Origin of the sequence: Hoylesella enoeca JCM 12259 (assembly GCF_000613405.1) — a bacterium.
GTDB lineage: Bacteria > Bacteroidota > Bacteroidia > Bacteroidales > Bacteroidaceae > Prevotella > Prevotella enoeca.
Genome location: NZ_BAIX01000001.1, coordinates 129,174 through 147,720, shown reverse-complemented (window position 1 = coordinate 147,720; position 18,547 = coordinate 129,174). Strand labels below are relative to the sequence as shown.

Sequence of the window (18,547 nt, the reverse complement as noted above, 5' to 3'; positions counted from 1 at the left end):
TCAATCCTTTCACGTTTCGACTCGATATTGATAACGCCTGATTTCAATGGCATTGACAAGGTTTTGCCATAAGATGTAACAGCCAGGACCTACTGACGAGAGAGGACTTAAATAGGCATTGGCAATCCAAATAGCAAAAGCTGTATTCTTTTGTCCCAATGCCTGTCCGGCATTTGTTGTAGAACAAAAGTGACTCCCGATGTAACGGCCCACGCCGAACTGTATTAAACAGAGAACGAAACTGCCTGAAGCGATGACCAAAAGGAAGCTGATGGTGGTATCGGCGTGCACGATATTCCGCGCCGTTGTACCCATCACAATCATCAAAAGACATCCCCATAAATAATAAGAAAGATCTTTCACACCGATGATCCATCTGTGAAAACGCGTCATTCGGTGCTTAACAATATAGGCAAAAAGCATCGGGGTAAGCAGCACGATGCACACTTCATAAAGTATTTTGAGAAAAGCAGCAATAAATCCCGCATCTGCCGACTGATGAATCAACGGGAAACAAGACGGTATCAGCACAGCAGTGATAAAATTGGAAATGAAAGTATAGGTGGTCATCTCTTCAAGATTGCCACCCAACTTTTGTGTAACGACAGCCGCGGCAGATGCACACGGGCAAGCAATGCTGGCTAAGAGTGCTTCTGCCAGCAGCAAGTCATTACCCGTAAGATGCAGACCGAATGCCAATCCAATGGTAGTCAAGACGAAAATAATCTGAGATACACCCACCCAAAAGTGCCATTTCACGGGGCGGAGACGCCGAAAGTCTACTTTGCAGAACGTAACAAAGAGAATCAGAAACATAAACAACGGTAATATCCGATTGAAAAACGGGGCGAGTGTAGTTCCCATTCCGTCGAGTGCCGGCACAAAAGCGAACAGCAAGTAGACTGTTATGCCGGTACACATAGATATCGGTAACGTCCAGTTCTTAATGAATCGAATGACATTCACGGCATCTCCCGTCTTCAATCTTGCTGCCTTTGTATTTTCATTGTCATTTCTTCCTATGTTGAAATTTCTCTAACTCTTTCTTCGCCAACGCCAATTGCTTGATAAAAGCAGGACAGGCGTGGAGACGGGCAACCACTGCCGAGGCTGCGATTCGGGCTACATCAACATCGCTCTGATAGTGGAACCCGGCAATAACACGACTCTCCCCATAATCGAATCCTCGTTTGAGAATCTCCGTTTGATGCGCAGGATTCAGCTCACTCAGTACCAATGCAATGGCCCAACCGCGTGCAGAGTGCCCCGAAGGATATGATCCTGATCGGCGTAACTCCTCTTCATCCCAAGGCACCGATGTAGATTCGTGGAACTGCACGTATGGACGTGTGCGTTGATACTTGCGTTTTACACTGCGCACTCCGGCACTTCCGTCATTTTCCACACGCTCGATCAAGTCGTAAGTCACGGGGGTCTGCTCTCTTGTTACAAGCATTCCGAAAGCCTCGGAAAAGCCTTTCAGAATAGAATCCGTCTGTACATACGCATCGAAAACAGCCTGTCGACCGCGCTCAGTACCGCGCATCGATTTGCCCCATTGATACCGATGGAAGTCGTTCAGATATGCCACACTCGACGTGTCGGGTGGAGCCGGAAGATAAACCGTGCCTTGCGGCAGTTCGTCTTTCGCCAAAAATCCCGTCATTCGAGGCCTCTGCTCCTTGTTTTGTGCCGTTGTCGCCAGCGTAATAACAGTTGAAATCAGTATCAGCAATAATTTTTTCATGATCAAATGATTTGTCTTCTCAATTTTCAGTTTACCTTTGTTTCGTACATTTTACTGCCACAAAGATAGCCGAAATTCTTGTAATGACCAAGCAAATCTTACGCATTCATTTTCAGGCCAATAGTTAGCCATGAATCAAAGAATAATTAATTGCACGCCGTTTAAGCGTTAATTGCACGCCGATTAACGGTTAGTTGTTGTGTGACTTATACTTGATTGAAAGTCAAAAAGATACAAGTCACACCTTATTTTTATTCTGATGCTCTCCAACTTGAAATGCAATCGAAGAACGCTTCACATGCTATGCTCACTTCTTAATGCATTAGTTGTGCAAACGTTTGCACGCAATTGGACCGTAATTAGGAGTTGAGAGCGTGACAAATATTGATGAATAATGTATAACTTTACAGCACATTCACTAACTTAAACCAATGATTTTAGATTTCAGTATTGACTATAAAACAGCCTATGGAGAGCAACTCGTTCTCAATGTCGTGGCTGATGAGACTGCCGAAACGGCGGAAACAACCGCGTATAGAATGGTAACGACCGACGGATTGCATTGGACTTGCCGAATGAATATCAAACAGGTGGATCTACAACCGCGGTTAGATTATTATTACTCCGTGTTCAATGCTGACGGAGAAACAACTCACGAATGGATCACAGAGGCTCATCGGCTCGATTTCTCTGCGCTCAACGGCACGCATTATGTCGTTTACGACCATTGGATCGATATTCCCGAGGACACCTATTTGTATAGTTCGGCTTTTACGGAGTGTATTCATCATCGGCGAGAAACCGATGTCAAGGTTACTCGTTTTGGTAAAACGTTGCGTCTGGCGGTGCGGGCACCACAGCTCAGGACATCTCATCGTCTGGCGATTGTGGGTGCGGGTGAGGCACTCGGAGCGTGGAATCCTGCGCGGATGATTCCGATGTGCGAGCACCATTACAATGAGTGGGTGGTAGATCTTGATGCTTCAGAACTTGAAAGTCATCAAATCGAATTCAAATTCATTGCTTTCAACGCCACTGATAAGGCTGATGTGCTATGGGAAACGGGAATGAATCGAACGGCGGAAGTACCTCGGATGAGCGCAGGTGATGTCGTGGTGTATAGTCTTTCACAAGCATTCTTCCCGCTGTACGATGTTAAACTGGCTGGAACGATGGTTCCCGTATTCTCGCTTCGGTCGAAAACGAGTTTCGGAGTGGGTGATTTCGGCGATCTGAAAAAGATGATCGACTTTATAGCTCTTACCCGTCAGCGCGTGCTTCAGGTGTTACCCATCAACGATACCACCACTACCCACACGTGGACAGACTCTTATCCGTATAGCTGTATCAGTATTTTCGCTATTCATCCGCAGTATATCGACCTCACACAGCTACCTACGCTCAAAGACGAAAACGTAAGAACGCATTTTGAGGCATTGAGAACGGAACTCAATTCGCTGCCGCAGATCGACTACGAACGTGTTAACGAAGCTAAGACGGCCTACTTGCGTGCCGTCTATGAACAGGAAAAGGCGAAGGTGTTGAAGTCTTCCGGTTTCAAAACTTTCCTCAAAGAGTCCGGTCGTTGGCTGGTTCCTTATGCCCGATATTGCAGCCTTCGTGATGCGTATGGTACCGCAGAGTTTGACAAATGGCCTGCACACAACAGCTGGGACGAGGTCGATCGCAAGGTGCTTACAACCGCTTCGACCAAGGTTTTCAAAGAAGTGGCATTCTATTATTTCATTCAATACGTGCTCAGTGAGCAGATGTCGGCCGTACACCAGTATGCACGTGCCAAGGGAGTAATCCTTAAAGGAGATATTCCTATTGGTGTGAGCCGTTACGGTTGCGATGTTTGGATGGAGCCGAAATACTTTAATTGCAACGGACAAGCAGGTGCCCCACCTGACGATTTCTCTGTAATGGGACAGAACTGGGGCTTCCCTACCTACAATTGGGATGCTATGCTGAAAGACAACTGCCGCTGGTGGGTGCGCCGTTTTAAAGCAATGGCCAAGTATTTCGATGCTTATCGCATTGACCATGTACTCGGATTTTTCCGCATCTGGGAGATACCTATCGACTCGGTACACGGTTTACTGGGTCAGTTCTCACCCTCGTTGGGAATGACTCGTGATGAGATAGAGGCTTACGGACTGCATTTCCAGGAACAACAGTTCACCAAACCTTTCATTGCCGACTGGGTTTTAGATCGCGTTTTCGGTCGGCACGCTGCCGAAGTAAAAGCAAAGTACCTCGTTCATACACACGATGATATCTACGATTTACGGCCGGAATACGACACGCAACGCAAAGTCGAGGCTGCGTTCGAGGGCAAGTTGTCGGCAACGGACATTCAGATTCGCGACGGTTTGTATGCACTCATCAGCGATGTGCTGTTCGTTCGCGACCGCAAGGACCGTGATAAGTTCCATCCCCGCATATCCGTTCAGTTCAGTTTTGTTTACGAAGCTCTTTACGACAGTGATAAAACAATCTTCAATCGCATTTATAACGACTATTATTATAGGCGTAACAACCGGTTCTGGTACTATGAAGCGATGAAGAAACTACCGCGACTCGTTGAGGCAACACGTATGTTGGTGTGTGCCGAAGACCTTGGAATGGTGCCCGATTGCGTGTCGTGGGTGATGAATAAATTGCGCATTCTCAGCCTCGAATTGCAATCTATGCCCAAGGATTCAAGTGTTCGGTTCGGTAATTTGGCGCATAACCCATACCGAAGTGTATGTACCATCAGCAGTCACGACACCCCGACGCTGCGCCAATGGTGGCAAGAAGACCGCGAGCGCACGCAAGTCTACTATAATTCGATGCTCTATCGCGGGGGTGCCGCACCTCAACCGCTGCCCGGTTGGCTTGCACGCGACATCCTTTCAAACCATCTCGCCTCTCCGTCAATGCTTTGCATTTTCAGCATCCAAGACTGGATGGCCATTGACGAACGGCTACGCATTGCCGATCCTGATGCCGAACGCATCAATATTCCGGCCAATCCGAAGCACTATTGGCGCTATCGGATGCATGTAAACATTGAGGATCTTATTGCCGATCGCGATTTCCGCGACAACATCTCAGAGTTGGTGGAGCAGAGTGGGAGAAGTAATTAGGAGTTAAGACATCGGAAATTAAGGAGTTGAGCCATTGCTTTTGACTTCTTGTCGGGGCGCGTCGGCGTGTTCTCTCGCTGTTAAGAGACACCTCTCTTACCGTTTATCTCTCATCGCTTATCCGTCCACAGCGTTGCAACTAACGGTCTTTCGTCTTGCGATTAGATGCTTTTCGCACGCCATTTAACGGCTTTTCGCCTTGCGTTTAACAGTTAATTATCGTGCGTTTAACAGTTAATCGTCGGAGGATATACGGTAACGGAGAATTTAAACAGATATAACGATGCTGATAAGAAAAATGTTTGTCACGGGTCTTTTATCGCTGATCATCGGCCAGACGACGGCCGGACAGCCCTTTGAAGAGATGATATACAGTAAGAAAAAGACTGTTTTCAGACTCTTCGCACCCACGAATGCCAAGCGTATTGTGGTCAGATTGTATGCCGATGGACTCACTGGCACACCGTTGAAAACCGTTAAGATGAAATCGACTGGTGCTGATCGATGGGAAGTTTCAGTACCAGGCGACTGGCGAAATCGCTTTTATACGTTCGAGATTCCAAGTTTCGGACGAGGTGAAACACCCGGAGTCTTTGCCCGTGCAGTAGGTGTCAACGGTAAGCGTGGTGCTATTTTGCCGCTCGGAGCGACCGATCCTGTGGGCTGGGAACACGATGTTCGACCGGTATTGAAGTCGCCTGCCGACCTCGTTATTTATGAAATGCACCACCGCGACTACTCTATTTCGCCTACGTCGGGCATCAAACACAAGGTAAATTCTTAGCTTTGACCGAACCACAAGCCATCAATCATTTAAAGGAGTTGGGCATTAACGCCGTTCATTTGCTTCCTTCGTTCGACTATGCATCGGTTGACGAAACGAGACTTGATACTCCTCAATACAACTGGGGCTATGATCCGCTCAACTATAACGTGCCCGAAGGCTCGTATTCTACTGATCCTTACGACCCCGCCGTGCGTATCCGTGAGTTCAAACAGATGGTGCAGGCTTTGCATAAAGCCGGTATTCGCGTTATCTTAGACGTGGTTTATAACCACACGTTCGATATAGATGGCAGCGGTTTTCAGCGTACTTACCCCGACTACTACTATCGCAAGCGTACCGACGGCACTTATTCTGACGGGTCGGGATGCGGCAACGAGACTGCCAGCGAGCGTGAAATGATGCGCCGCTTTATGATAGAGTCGGTGCGTTTTTGGGCCAAAGAGTATCACATCGACGGTTTTCGGTTCGATCTGATGGGCATTCACGACATCGAAACGATGAATGCCGTGCGCCGCGCTGCCAGTGAAATAGATCCTACCTTATTTATATATGGCGAGGGATGGAGCGCCGGAGGCTGTGCACTTCCCATCGAAAAATTGGCCGTCAAAGCACATATCAGTCAGCTTCCGGGCATCGCAGCCTTTTCAGATGAGCTTCGCGATGCCCTGAGAGGACCTTTCTCGGACGATCACAAGGGTGCTTTCCTGGCCGGTTTAGCCGGTTCAGAGGAAAGTATCAAGGCCGGAATCGTCGGTGTTATTCGTCATCCGCAGGTCGATTATGCGCAAGTCAACTACACAAAAGCACCTTGGGCCACATCGCCTACACAAATGATAGCGTACGTAAGTTGTCACGACGATATGTGTCTTGTGGACAGGCTGCGTGCAAGTGTGCCCCAAATCACCGACGACGAACTGATTCGCTTGGATCTGTTAGCGCAGACTGCCGTGCTCACTTCACAAGGAGTGCCCTTCATTTTGTGTGGAGAGGAGATGCTTCGGGATAAGAAAGGCGTACACAACAGCTTCAATTCGCCCGACAGCATCAACCGGCTCGATTGGCAAAACTTGGCAAAATACCCACAGGTTTTCCGTTATTACAAGTCGCTGATACAGCTTCGAAAGCACCATCCGGCCTTTCGGTTGGGCAATGCAGACCTCGTTCGGCGTCACTTAGAGTTCTTACCCACGCAGCCATGTGTGGTCGGTTTCCGACTAAAAGATAATGCCGGCGGCGATGAATGGCGTGATATCATCGTCATTCTGAATGCCAATAAGGATGCAAAGATGGTCGAGATTCCGGCCGGTCAGTACACAGTCGTGGCCTGCGATGGTGTGATAGACGAGCGCGGTTTAGGCGAAATGGAAGGTGGAAAAGTAGAAGTTGATCCGCAATCGGCGCTGATTCTCTATCGAATGTAGCCCCTTCCTAACTTATAAACTTGTGAACTTATAAACTTAAAATAATGAAATGGCTTTTTCTTTCTGCCTCATAGCAATGAATATGATGGCTAAGGCTGCTGTAAATATCGATAGAATCGATCCCGCCTATTGGTTTGCGGGAATGAAAGATGCGTCTTTACAGCTGATGGTTTACGGCAAAGATATTCGCAATTGCACGGTAACGGCAGGTAACCAAAGTGTTAAAGTAGACAGCGTTGTGCGTTTAGATAACCCCGATTATCTGCTTGTTTACCTCGATGTAAGTGCTGCCAAGCCTGGCGTTGTACCGTTGAATTTTGTTTCGGGAAGTGCTAAACGGCAAGTGAAATACGAACTTCGGGCCCGCGAGATGAGCGGAGAAGACCGTCGCGGATTTACCAATGCGACGTGCTTTATATGCTGATGCCTGACCGTTTTGCGCGAGGCGGCAAACAGAAAGATCCTATCAAAGGGCTGAAGCCCTATCGTGTGGATCGCAATCAGCCCAGTTTACGACACGGAGGCGACCTTGAAGGCATTCGCAAACACCTCGATTATTTCAACGAACTGGGTGTAACGGCGCTGTGGTTTACGCCTGTTTTGGAAAACAATTCACCCGATCGCGACGGGCAAAGTACCTATCACGGCTATGCAACGACCGACTATTACCGGGTAGATCCGCGTTTCGGAACCAACGAAGAGTATCGAAATCTCATTCACGAAGCCCATCAACGGGGCTTGAAAGTGGTGATGGATATGATCTTTAACCATTGCGGGAAAGACCATCCGTGGCTTGTTGATGTTCCATCGAAGGATTGGTTCAATTCGCCCGAGTATTTGCAAGGCGGCAAATACTCGCAAACCAGTTACAAACTGACGCCTGTACTCGATCCGTATGCATCCCAAATAGATAAACAGGAGGCCGTAGACGGCTGGTTTGTACCCACAATGCCCGACCTCAACCAGCGTAATCCGCACGTTATCAAATACCTGATTCAGAACAGTAAATGGTGGATCGAGACCGCAGGAATCGACGGAATACGAATGGATACCTATCCTTATGCCGACCGAAAAGCAATGTCTGAGTGGATGAAAGCTATTGATTGGGAGTATCCCAACTTTAATACCGTAGGCGAAACGTGGGTTACCGAGCCTGCATATACGGCTGCTTGGCAAAAGGATTCGCGGTTATCCGCGATCAATAGTTACCTCAAAACAGTGATGGATTTCAGCTTTTTCGATAAGCTGAATCAAGCTAAATACGAAGAGACCGACGGCTGGTGGAAGGGCTATAACCGTGTTTATAATAGTCTGGTTTACGATTATCTCTATCCCGATCCATCATCGGTGATGGCCTTTATAGAGAACCACGACACCGACAGATTCCTCGGATCGGGACAGAATGTGCCTGCTTTGAAACAGGCATTGGCGCTCTTGCTCACGATGAATCGCATTCCCCAGCTCTATTACGGGACTGAAATCTTGATGAATGGAACGAAAGAAGTGACCGACGGTAACGTGCGTAAAGACTTCCCCGGAGGCTTTCCGGGCGATAAGCGCAATGCTTTCACCGCTGCCAGTCGCACCGAAGCGGAGAACGAAATGTTCTCTTGGTTGAGCCGATTGTTGCATTGGCGCAAGGGAAATGATGTAATTTCGCGAGGTCGACAGACGCAGTTTCTTCCCTATGAGGGCGTTTATGTCATTGCACGTCGTTATCAAGGGCGTACTGTTCTGACCATTCTCAACGGTACAAATAAGGCTGCAGTGATGCCTGTGGGGCGTTATGCAGAAGTCATCGGAGCCGCCACCGAAGGCACAGATATTCTCACCGGCACCTCGATCCGCTTAGACCGAGACATCCGTTTACAGCCGCGCCAAACGTTGGTTGTAGCGTATTGATGGCCGACATATTGTTTTATATTTCCTCTTTTTTGGTATTTCGCCATAAAAAAGGTAATTTTGCAGCGGATAATATATAAGAAGATTATGGCTTACAATTTATTAAAAGGTAAAAGAGGTATCATCTTCGGCGCATTGAACAATATGTCTATCGCCTGGAAAGTAGCTGAACGCTGTGCCGAAGAAGGTGCCAAGATTGTTTTGAGTAACACTGAAATGGCGCTCCGAATGGGCGAGTTGAACGAGCTTTCAGATAAGATCAATGCACCGATTATCGCTGCCGACGCCACGAACTATGATGATTTGGAGAACGTTTTCGTCAAAGCGCAGGACGTTTTGGGCGGAAAAGTCGACTTTGTACTACATTCCATCGGGATGAGTCCTAACGTTCGGAAGCACAGAACATACGATGACCTTGATTATAACTGGCTGAACAAGACGTTAGATATATCTGCCATCTCATTTCATAAGATGTTGCAAGCGGCCAAAAAGACGGATGCCATTGCCGAATACGGCTCTGTTGTGGCGCTGACTTACATTGCTTCGCACCGCACTTTCTTCGGATACAACGATATGGCGGATGCAAAGAGCCTCTTGGAGAGCATTGCCCGCAGTTTCGGTTACATCTACGGTCGTGAGAAAAGCGTGCGAATCAACACCGTTTCGCAGTCTCCCACGCCCACGACAGCAGGCAAAGGAATCAAGGATATAGATAGTATGATGGACTTTGCAGATAAGATGTCGCCGTTAGGTAACGCCTCGGCAGACGACTGTGCAGACTATTGCGTAACGCTGTTCAGCGATTTGACGCGTAAGGTTACGATGCAAACGCTGTTCCACGACGGTGGTTTCTCGAATATGGGAATGAGCCTTCGAGCCATGAATCAGTACAGTAAAGATCTGGATGCCTATAAAGACGAATCCGGAAAAATCATTTACGGCTGATCCATTTCCGAACAGTCTCACCCCCGCCTTTTCCACTTTTCTCGGAAAACATTTGCCCATTTAAGATTCTTTCCTTACCTTTGCCCCCGGCTTAGCCTCTTCCGCCCCCTAAGTTAGGGGGATGGGGGTCTGAACAAATAAGAATATGACAACAAAAGCAAATATAAACAGTCGTAACGCGATGCAAAAGGACTCCGTTTCTCTTGCATCTTTTAACGCTTTATATTTGCATATCTCGGAAAAAGTCTTAACACACACACACACATCTTACCTGGCATAGACGCCTTTCACGTCTCACCCTACGCGCGCGCGTAAGGCGTGAGCTAATCCCCAATAAACAAAGGGCTTCTCGGAGTTCCCTTTGTTCTCTTTTTCATGCCCTTTTGCCAACCGAGCAAGGGGGAAAACTTCACGAATTTTTCACTCAAAACAACATGAAATAATGAAGAAACAAGTAGAGAGTTTAACGGCTTATCTGAAGCCCGAATGCCATGTCGTCGAAGCGGCGACAGAGCGATTTATTTGCACGTCGGTGCGCCCGCACCCAGGTTCACAGCAAGAGGATTGGGATCCGGACGAGGATGTCGACGGAGGAGAGTATGAATTTGAGTAATCAGCAATTAAAAACATTAAGAAAACAATGAAGAAATTTCTATTTTTAAGCGCAGCGCTGTTGCTATTGACAGCGAGTTGCAGCAATGACGAGAATAACGAACAGAAAGAGCCGACGCAAACGGTACAATTCAGCTTTACCAACGAAGACTTTGGCGAAGACGAAACGCTGACAAGAACGGCAGAAACAGCCAAGCCACAAATCGTAGATTTAGGCGACTGCGAAGCCGAAATTAGTGTAGAGAGCGAACCGGTAGCTAAAACGCGCGGCACCCAAACGCCCGCCAATGGCCACTACACCATCCGTGCCTATCAAGCCGGTACGCTGAAAGGCGAAATGAGCGGCACGTTTAACGGCGGAACTTTTACGCCCGATGTAGCGAATAAGGGCAGCATAAAATTAGCTCACGGCACTTACGACTTCGTTGCCTTCAACGACGACGTGGTTCCCTCGGGCAACGAGTTGACCGTTGCACGCGACAAAGCTGCAACGGCGATGATCGGAATAGCAAATGCCGAGAGCATCAACCAGGAGCCTGACCAACAAGTCACATTTACGATGAAGCACGTCGGTGCCCGCCTGCGCACCCAATTCGTCTGCCAGAAGCACATCCCCAACGCCATCACGGCCACGCTCGAGCAGACTGCCGCCAACGTTGTACCTGCCAGCATAGCCTACAATCCGACAACAAAAGTTTATACGGCCACCAATGGAGCCATCACTCCTTCTACCTGCAATTCGCCGGCCAGCACCGGAGCCATGTACTCGGCTTCAAACTTTGGCCAGGATTATGCGTATACTTCCACAAGCGCCGATTACCATTATTTTCTGCCTGGCACCGAGGCTTCTAACCTGAAACTTAGTTTCTCGGCCGGTATCGTATTTTGGAAGTCTCTCACCGCTGCACAAAAGCTGAACTTCGCCCTCTCGATGCAATCGAATAAATCGTACCTTGTCAAAATCAAACTCAAACCCAGCTATACTTACCTGATGAGCGACGGCACCACCGGCCATTTCAAAGACACCACTTTCGGCGGCGCCCCTGCAGCAACAGCAAAAACGCCCATCGCTCTGGTAGTAGACCAAGATAACCATATAGCCATTGCCCTGAACGAAGCTAATAGTGGAGCAATGATGCGGTGGTGCAATAATACCGACAATGCATATTGGTACTTGCAAACCAACACGCATATGGTGCCTATTATGCCTGAAGACGCATTTACCAGTCAGACAACCAGTGGTGTAGATGAGACATGGGATCCAAGTTATTCAACCAGCATTGTAACCGGCAATAAGGTAAAGGGCCAGAATCCCGACTTTCTCGCCTTTAAAGCCGCCGCCGACTATAATCCAGGCGTAGCCTATACCGGTTCACCAGCGCTGCAATGGTACTTGCCATCGGCCAACGATTTTCTGTTGCCAATCGTCGTTTTGGGCTTTGGTAATAAGATAACTTGGATTTATAAAGCTTACGGTTATTATCAAAATCTAGTTGATGTCGCTTTTACTCAAGTGGGAGGCACCTCGATTTTTACGACAGGTTTTAAGTCTTACTGGACGAGTACTGAGTACCACTATAACGGAGCCTATTGCGTCAACCTAGGTATGGTAGGTATGCCTTGGAATACTACTTACAAGGCTAACCCTGGCCTCGTCCGTCCCTTCGTCAAATATTAATTCAATACATCCATTCCAAATGGAAAATGAGGAAAACCTACAGGTTACAGCCCTTTCCCGAGCGGAAATTGAGAAAAACTTGCAGGTTATGGCCATTCCCGAATGGGAATTAGGAAAAACCTGAAGGTTTCCCCCCTTTTTCAGTAAGAAAGCAGTTTTTAACCTCAAAGTAATAAATGATTATGAAACAGATTCAGAAAATTAACATCTTGCACCTTACCAATGCGGCGCACATTCTGTTTGTGCGCACGGCGGTGGGTCGCGCCGAGGCCTGCGACGCCCTGAAAACGAAGGCGACGGAGGAGTTGAAGGCACTGAAAAAGGCGCTGGAAAAGGAAGACGAGCTGTTCGTGCAGTCGCAAAAAGACCTCACGACGGGGCCGCGCACCTACTGCATGGGCCAAAAAGAATCTCCGATGGGGCCGTGCACCGCTGCATGGACCAAAAAGAATCTCCGGTGGGGCCACGCACCTGCTGCATGGGCCAAAAAGAATCTCCGACGGGGCCGTGCACCGCTGCATGGACCAAAAAGAATTTCCGACGGGGCCGCGCACCGCTGCACGGACCAAAAAGAATTTCCGACGGGGCCAAACTATTGATTTCACCATAAAATAACAAGCAACATGAAACCTATTAAGCAAATCAACAAAACATTGAGTTCGAAATTCTCACTCGGCCTGCATGCCGACTTGCAAATTCGGTTTTACAACATGATCTCGAAGACTGCACCGGCCAAGATTCTCCTGGAAGCCGCCGACATCGCCCTGTGGAAGACGGGTATCGACACAGAGAGTGAGGTGGCCCGAGAGACGACGGCCTCGGAAGAGACGGCGCGACTCGCGCAAAAGGACCAGGAGCGCGATCGTCTCGTTACGGCCATCTTTGAAGAGATTCGGCAGGCTGCTAAATCGCCCATTCCGACTCGTGCAGAAGCCGGTCGCAAGCTCAAACTCATTGTAGACACGTATGCCGGGTTGCAACGGGAGACGCTGGCCGAGGAAACGGCCCATATCACCGGACTGCTGACGGATTTGGCTAAACCTGCCGCCTTGGTCAATGTCAATGCGCTTGCTCTTGCTCCGCTTATTAATTTATTGCGCAAGGCCAACAGCGAGTTTGACGTCATCCGCACACAGCGTGCACAGGTGAAGGCCGCCGACATGTTGCCCACAGGGGCTGCCATTCGCAAGAAGAACGATCAAACGATAGCTGCTATTTTTCGTCATATCGAGGTGGCCTATATGATGGCTGCCAATGATGCTGATCGCAAGATCGCTTCTGATCTCATCGACAAACTGAATCGCATTATCAACGAGTCGAAGACCAGTTACAATGAAAGCACGGCGCAGAAGAAGAGAAAAGACGGCGAGAAAAAGCCCTCGGGCAGCAAGAAGACAGTGGAAAAATTGCTCCCAGCCTTTGAACAGGAGAATGGCTTCGCCCCCGGCACGCTTTCGCTCACCGGCAAAACGGCCAAGGGCGAAGATGGCACAAAACTCTATGAACTGAAATCCGCCAGCGGCGACTCGCTTTGGGTGAAGGTCGAGGATGGGAAGCTGGTGAAGGTGGAGAAGGCGAGTTAGGCCGGGGAAAAGTGAAAGAGTGAATTAGACCGGGGAAAAGCGGGAAGGGTGAAAAGATGGCTGGAGAGCTTCTTTTCACCCTTTTGCTTTGCTGGTTGTTGGTGGTTTGATGAATGGGGGCAATGAAACATTTAATTTTATAAAATAATCCCGGTTTCCTTCTTTCGTTCACCCGAAATTGACTACCTTTGTCCGAATTATTTTTAGATGTTAGTCAAAACAATAAGATTTTAGATGAACGTAATTACGAAAACAGTTCAATTGCCTGATGGCAGAACTATCAGCATTGAGACCGGGAAAGTTGCAAAACAGACCGACGGTTCAGTTGTCCTGAGAATGGGAAACACCGTACTGCTCGCAACTGTTTGTGCAGCAAAGGATGCAGTTCCCGGCACAGACTTTATGCCTTTGCAGGTTGATTACCGCGAGCAATACGCCGCAGCAGGACGTTTCCCTGGCGGATTCACCAAGCGCGAAGGCAAAGCCGGCGACAACGAGATATTGACTTCTCGGCTGGTTGACCGCGTTTTGCGGCCGCTTTTCCCATCAAACTACCACGCAGAAGTATTTGTCAACGTGATGCTTTTATCGGCCGACGGTGTCGATCAACCTGATGCCCTTGCGGGTTTCGCTGCTTCCGCCGCGATGGCCGTATCAGATATACCTTTTGAATGTCCTATTTCCGAAGTTCGTGTAGCTCGTATCAACGGCGAGTATGTCATCAATCCTACTTTCGAACAGATGGAAGATGCGGATATGGATATTATGGTCGGTGCTTCGGCCGAGAATATTATGATGGTCGAAGGAGAGATGAAAGAAGTTTCGGAGCAAGATATGATCGGTGCCTTGAAAGCCGCAATGGATGCTATCAAGCCGATGTGCGAATTGCAGACGGCTCTTTCCAAGGAGTTGGGTAAGGACGTCAAGCGGACGTATGATCACGAGATCAACGACGAAGAACTGCGCAAACAGATCGCCGATGAGCTTTATCAGCCCGTTTACGACATAACGAAACAGGCGTTGCCTAAACAAGAACGGCACGACGCCTTTGATCAAATCATTGCCGATTTTCTTGAAAAGTATGACGCAGCACATACGGATCTCTCTGCCGATGACCTTGAAGAGAAGCACGCTGAGGCTGCACGCTATTATGATGATGTGCTGCGCGATGCGATGCGGAGATGTATTCTTGACGAGGGCAAGCGTCTCGACGGTCGAAAAACGGATGAGATCCGTCCTATCTGGTGCGAAGTTAGTCCGCTTCCGATGCCTCACGGCAGTGCGATTTTCACTCGCGGCGAAACGCAGAGCCTCTCGACGTGTACGCTCGGAACCAAACTTGATGAGAAACTGATTGACGATGTGCTCGACAAAAGCTATCAGCGGTTTCTACTTCACTACAATTTCCCACCCTTCTGCACAGGAGAAGCTAAGGCACAACGCGGTGTCGGACGTCGCGAAATCGGTCATGGACACTTAGCTTGGCGCGGTTTGAAAGGCCAGATTCCCGCAGAATTTCCTTATACGGTGCGCTTGGTGAGTCAGATTTTAGAAAGTAATGGTTCGTCGTCAATGGCTACCGTCTGTGCGGGTACATTGGCTTTGATGGATGCCGGTGTGCCAATGAAGAAACCGGTAAGCGGTATTGCGATGGGACTTATCAAGAATTCGGGCGAAGACAAATATGCAATCCTGAGCGATATATTGGGTGATGAGGATCACTTAGGCGATATGGACTTCAAGACAACGGGTACAAAAGACGGTCTAACAGCTACGCAAATGGACATCAAATGCGACGGATTGAGCTTTGAAATCATTGAAGAAGCATTGATGCAAGCCAAAGCTGGCCGTGAGCATATCCTCGGGAAGCTGACTGAAACGATTGCAGAACCACGCGCAGAACTCAAACCTCAGGTGCCGAGAATTGAACAATTCGATATTCCCAAAGAGTTTATCGGTGCCGTGATCGGCCCTGGTGGCAAGATTATTCAGCAGATGCAGGAAGAAACCGGAGCCACAATCACCATTGATGAAGTGGACGGTAAGGGTACGGTTCAGGTCAGTGCACCCAACAAGGAGAGCATAGACGCTGCCATTGCCAAGATTAAATCCATCGTGGCCATCCCCGAAGTAGGAGAGGTTTACGATGGAACCGTACGCTCGATAATGCCTTACGGCTGTTTCGTTGAGATTATGCCGGGCAAGGACGGACTGCTTCACATCTCCGAAATAGATTGGAAACGCCTCGAAAGCGTAGAAGAAGCCGGTATCAAAGAGGGTGACAAGATTCAGGTGAAACTGCTTGATATCGATCCGAAGACAGGTAAATACAAACTCTCTCACCGTGTGTTGATGCCCAAACCGGAAGGATATGTCGAGCGGGAACGTCGTCCTCGGCGTGAGTCGGGCGACAGAGGAGACCGCCGCCAGGGTGGAAACGACCGCCAACCACGCCGTGAACACAGCGACCATAACGATCGACGCTCATTCAATAACGACCGTCAGCCACGCCGTTTCGAGCATCGTGAGGATCGCGAAGACCGCGAATTTCATGACCCGATGACAGAACGTGAACCGCGAGACTTCAACGACAGCTTAGACCATAACAGCGAGTTTGATCTCTAAGTCAAGCGAATCAAAACCCAAAAGACCCGCATTCCGGTGGAGAATGCGGGTCTTTTTTTGTAGCTGTTGAATGTTGTTTTCTATTTATCCAGATAATATTTCTTTATCACATTGAAATTGTCGTCAAACTCATACACCAACGGCGTGCCCGTGGGAATCTCCACATTGACGATCTCTTCATCCGAAATATGCTCGAAATATTTGATGAGCGAGCGAAGCGAATTGCCGTGAGCAGCAATCATCACACGCTTACCGGCCATCACGAGCGGTTTGATTTCTTGTTCGAAATAGGGCACTGTGCGAGCGATGGTGTCCTTCAAACTCTCGCACATCGGCACCTCCTGGGCCGGCACATCACGATAAGCGGGATTTTTGCGTGAGTTATAAGGATTGTCATCTTCCATCTTCGGCGGTCTCACATCAAAACTCCGGCGCCAGATATGCACCTGTTCTTCGCCGTATTTCTCTGCCGTTTCTTTTTTGTTCAGTCCCGACAGAGCACCGTAATGCCGTTCGTTGAGTTTAAACGACTTATAAACCGGCAGCCATTCGCGGTCCATTTCTTTGAGAATGATCTGTTGCGTGTTGATGGCGCGACGCAGATAAGAGGTGAAACAGATGTCAAAGTCAATGCCGGCATTGCGCAATGCCTGTCCAGCTCGCTTTGCTTCGGCACGTCCTTTATCGGATAATTCCACGTCAACCCAGCCTGTAAAGAGGTTCTTCTGATTCCACTCGCTCTCTCCGTGGCGGACAATTACTAATCTTTTCATACGTTTGAATGATTATGTTGATTATTGTTTAATATACTTTGCGCGCAAAGTTAACGATTCTCTTCGACGTTTGCAATACCTAAAAATGATGGTATTAGAAGCCACGGAGAAGTGAAGGGGAGGCCAACTAACCGTTAATCACGCTGCAACTAACGCTTAATCGGTGTGCAATTAACAGTGAATTACCATACAACTAAGCGTTAATGAAAAAAGGGCCAATCGCTTGTTGCCAAAAGTATTCTATCTTATTGATTTGTCATCGAATACGAACTTGTCTGCAAACAACATCAAATGCACGATCGCCAACACCGATTTGCCCCATGCGATATATCGTTCGAGTGCTCACAAAAATGTTGCAGTGCAACAAATGTGATAGACTTTGAACGATTTTTGATATTTGTTTAGAAACGATTTTGCTATATTCGCAGCGGAAATCTACTGTCTATTACATCTAAGCATACGGCTATGACGCATTTCAATCTACACCTCGGAAGATGGCAGACAGCGACGCTTGTTTCGCTGTTGTTCATTGGTGTTGCTCACGCGCAAAGCAATGCAGGAGCACAGAAATCAAAGAAAGAGAGTTCGCAAACCAATAAGGAGGAGAACAATCGTAACGTGATGCTCAACGCGGCAAGTGCAAACGGACCGCGCGAGATTCAAATCGGTCTGCCATCAGCAGATGTCAACGTCTTGGAAAACGGTTTGCCGGTGACCTATGCCACCAATCCGCACAGCGTCAACACAATTTGGCGCGGCGATGCAAGCCTCAGTCATCAGGGATTACTCAAAATATCGGAGACCGCTATCACAACAGGTAATATCGGTTATGCCGTCAATTCGTTTACAAGATTGGGACAAGAGGGGTTTAACGGACTGCTGAATTATAAGACCAATCACTTCGGTTTGCAAGAGATTTCGCTCAATCTGAACGGCAGTCTGGGTCAAGGATGGTATTACTCGGGCAACATCTATCAGGATTTCGACCCCGGTACGTTCAAGATCAAGTCTTCGCAGTATCAGGATCGCACGCAGATTTACAAGGCAGCCATCACGAAACGCTATGCCGAGAACTATAAAAATGATTTTGCCTTGGACACGTGGGCACCGCTCAGTCTATGCAATGGCACCACCTATCACCTCGACATCTTCGTTGGCAAATGCTCTGTGGAAATCTTTGTAGATGGTGGTCGCATCGCCATGACCAATCTCGTGTTCCCCACCGCACCCTACACTTCGGCCAGGTTATATACCGTGGGCGGACAAGCAACCGTTAATCACATGACGGTTAACCGTCTTTCGCTGTGAGACTAACCGTTAATCATCTACCGAAAATGATT

The 18,547-nt window shown here is 48.4% G+C and carries 11 protein-coding genes and 2 pseudogenes; 10 read left to right on the top strand and 3 right to left on the bottom strand.

Going from position 1 to position 18,547, the window contains the following annotated elements:
- Positions 1-9: 9 nt before the first annotated feature.
- The gene (locus tag JCM12259_RS00630; RefSeq protein ID WP_172793022.1) at positions 10-921 is read right to left on the bottom strand and encodes a transporter; all 912 of its coding nucleotides are present in this window, start codon (positions 919-921) and stop codon (positions 10-12) included.
- An 88-nt stretch (positions 922-1,009) separates the two neighbouring features.
- Positions 1,010-1,747: an acid phosphatase gene (locus JCM12259_RS00625; RefSeq protein WP_025065017.1), complete on the bottom strand. Its 738-nt coding sequence runs from the start codon at positions 1,745-1,747 to the stop codon at positions 1,010-1,012.
- Between the two features lie 431 nt (positions 1,748-2,178).
- Between JCM12259_RS00625 and JCM12259_RS00620 the strand changes: the two genes are divergently transcribed.
- From JCM12259_RS00620 to pnp, 9 genes and pseudogenes are all read left to right on the top strand, one after another.
- A complete protein-coding gene (locus JCM12259_RS00620; RefSeq protein ID WP_025065016.1) occupies positions 2,179-4,881 on the top strand; it encodes a 4-alpha-glucanotransferase in 2,703 nt (900 codons plus the stop codon).
- 283 nt (positions 4,882-5,164) lie between these two features.
- Positions 5,165-7,089, top strand: a pseudogene (pulA, locus tag JCM12259_RS13015) (type I pullulanase).
- Between the two features lie 82 nt (positions 7,090-7,171).
- Positions 7,172-8,991, top strand: a pseudogene (locus tag JCM12259_RS13010) (glycoside hydrolase family 13 protein).
- Between the two features lie 87 nt (positions 8,992-9,078).
- A complete protein-coding gene (locus JCM12259_RS00605) occupies positions 9,079-9,936 on the top strand; it encodes an enoyl-ACP reductase FabI (RefSeq protein ID WP_025065015.1) in 858 nt (285 codons plus the stop codon).
- Between the two features lie 442 nt (positions 9,937-10,378).
- Entirely contained in the window at positions 10,379-10,549 is a 171-nt protein-coding gene (locus JCM12259_RS16655) for a hypothetical protein (RefSeq protein ID WP_156409640.1), read from the top strand.
- A 27-nt stretch (positions 10,550-10,576) separates the two neighbouring features.
- Complete coding sequence (locus JCM12259_RS00595) at positions 10,577-12,226, top strand: hypothetical protein (protein WP_025065014.1); 1,650 nt, start codon at positions 10,577-10,579, stop codon at positions 12,224-12,226.
- Between the two features lie 182 nt (positions 12,227-12,408).
- On the top strand, positions 12,409-12,825 hold the full coding sequence (locus JCM12259_RS00590; protein ID WP_148299524.1) for a hypothetical protein: 417 nt from the start codon (positions 12,409-12,411) through the stop codon (positions 12,823-12,825).
- A gap of 24 nt (positions 12,826-12,849) precedes the next feature.
- Positions 12,850-13,809 (top strand): DUF6261 family protein, encoded by a 960-nt coding sequence (locus JCM12259_RS00585; RefSeq protein WP_025065012.1) that lies wholly within the window; start codon positions 12,850-12,852, stop codon positions 13,807-13,809.
- Between the two features lie 234 nt (positions 13,810-14,043).
- Positions 14,044-16,434 (top strand): polyribonucleotide nucleotidyltransferase, encoded by a 2,391-nt coding sequence (gene pnp / locus JCM12259_RS00580; RefSeq protein ID WP_025065011.1) that lies wholly within the window; start codon positions 14,044-14,046, stop codon positions 16,432-16,434.
- Between the two features lie 80 nt (positions 16,435-16,514).
- Here the strand turns inward: pnp and gpmA are convergent, their stop codons facing one another.
- Positions 16,515-17,207: a 2,3-diphosphoglycerate-dependent phosphoglycerate mutase gene (gpmA, locus tag JCM12259_RS00575; RefSeq protein ID WP_025065010.1), complete on the bottom strand. Its 693-nt coding sequence runs from the start codon at positions 17,205-17,207 to the stop codon at positions 16,515-16,517.
- A gap of 465 nt (positions 17,208-17,672) precedes the next feature.
- On the opposite strand from gpmA, the gene JCM12259_RS00570 reads away from it, so the two are divergent.
- Positions 17,673-18,515 (top strand): glycoside hydrolase family 32 C-terminal domain-containing protein, encoded by an 843-nt coding sequence (locus tag JCM12259_RS00570; RefSeq protein WP_025065009.1) that lies wholly within the window; start codon positions 17,673-17,675, stop codon positions 18,513-18,515.
- The last annotated feature ends 32 nt before the right edge of the window (positions 18,516-18,547 follow it).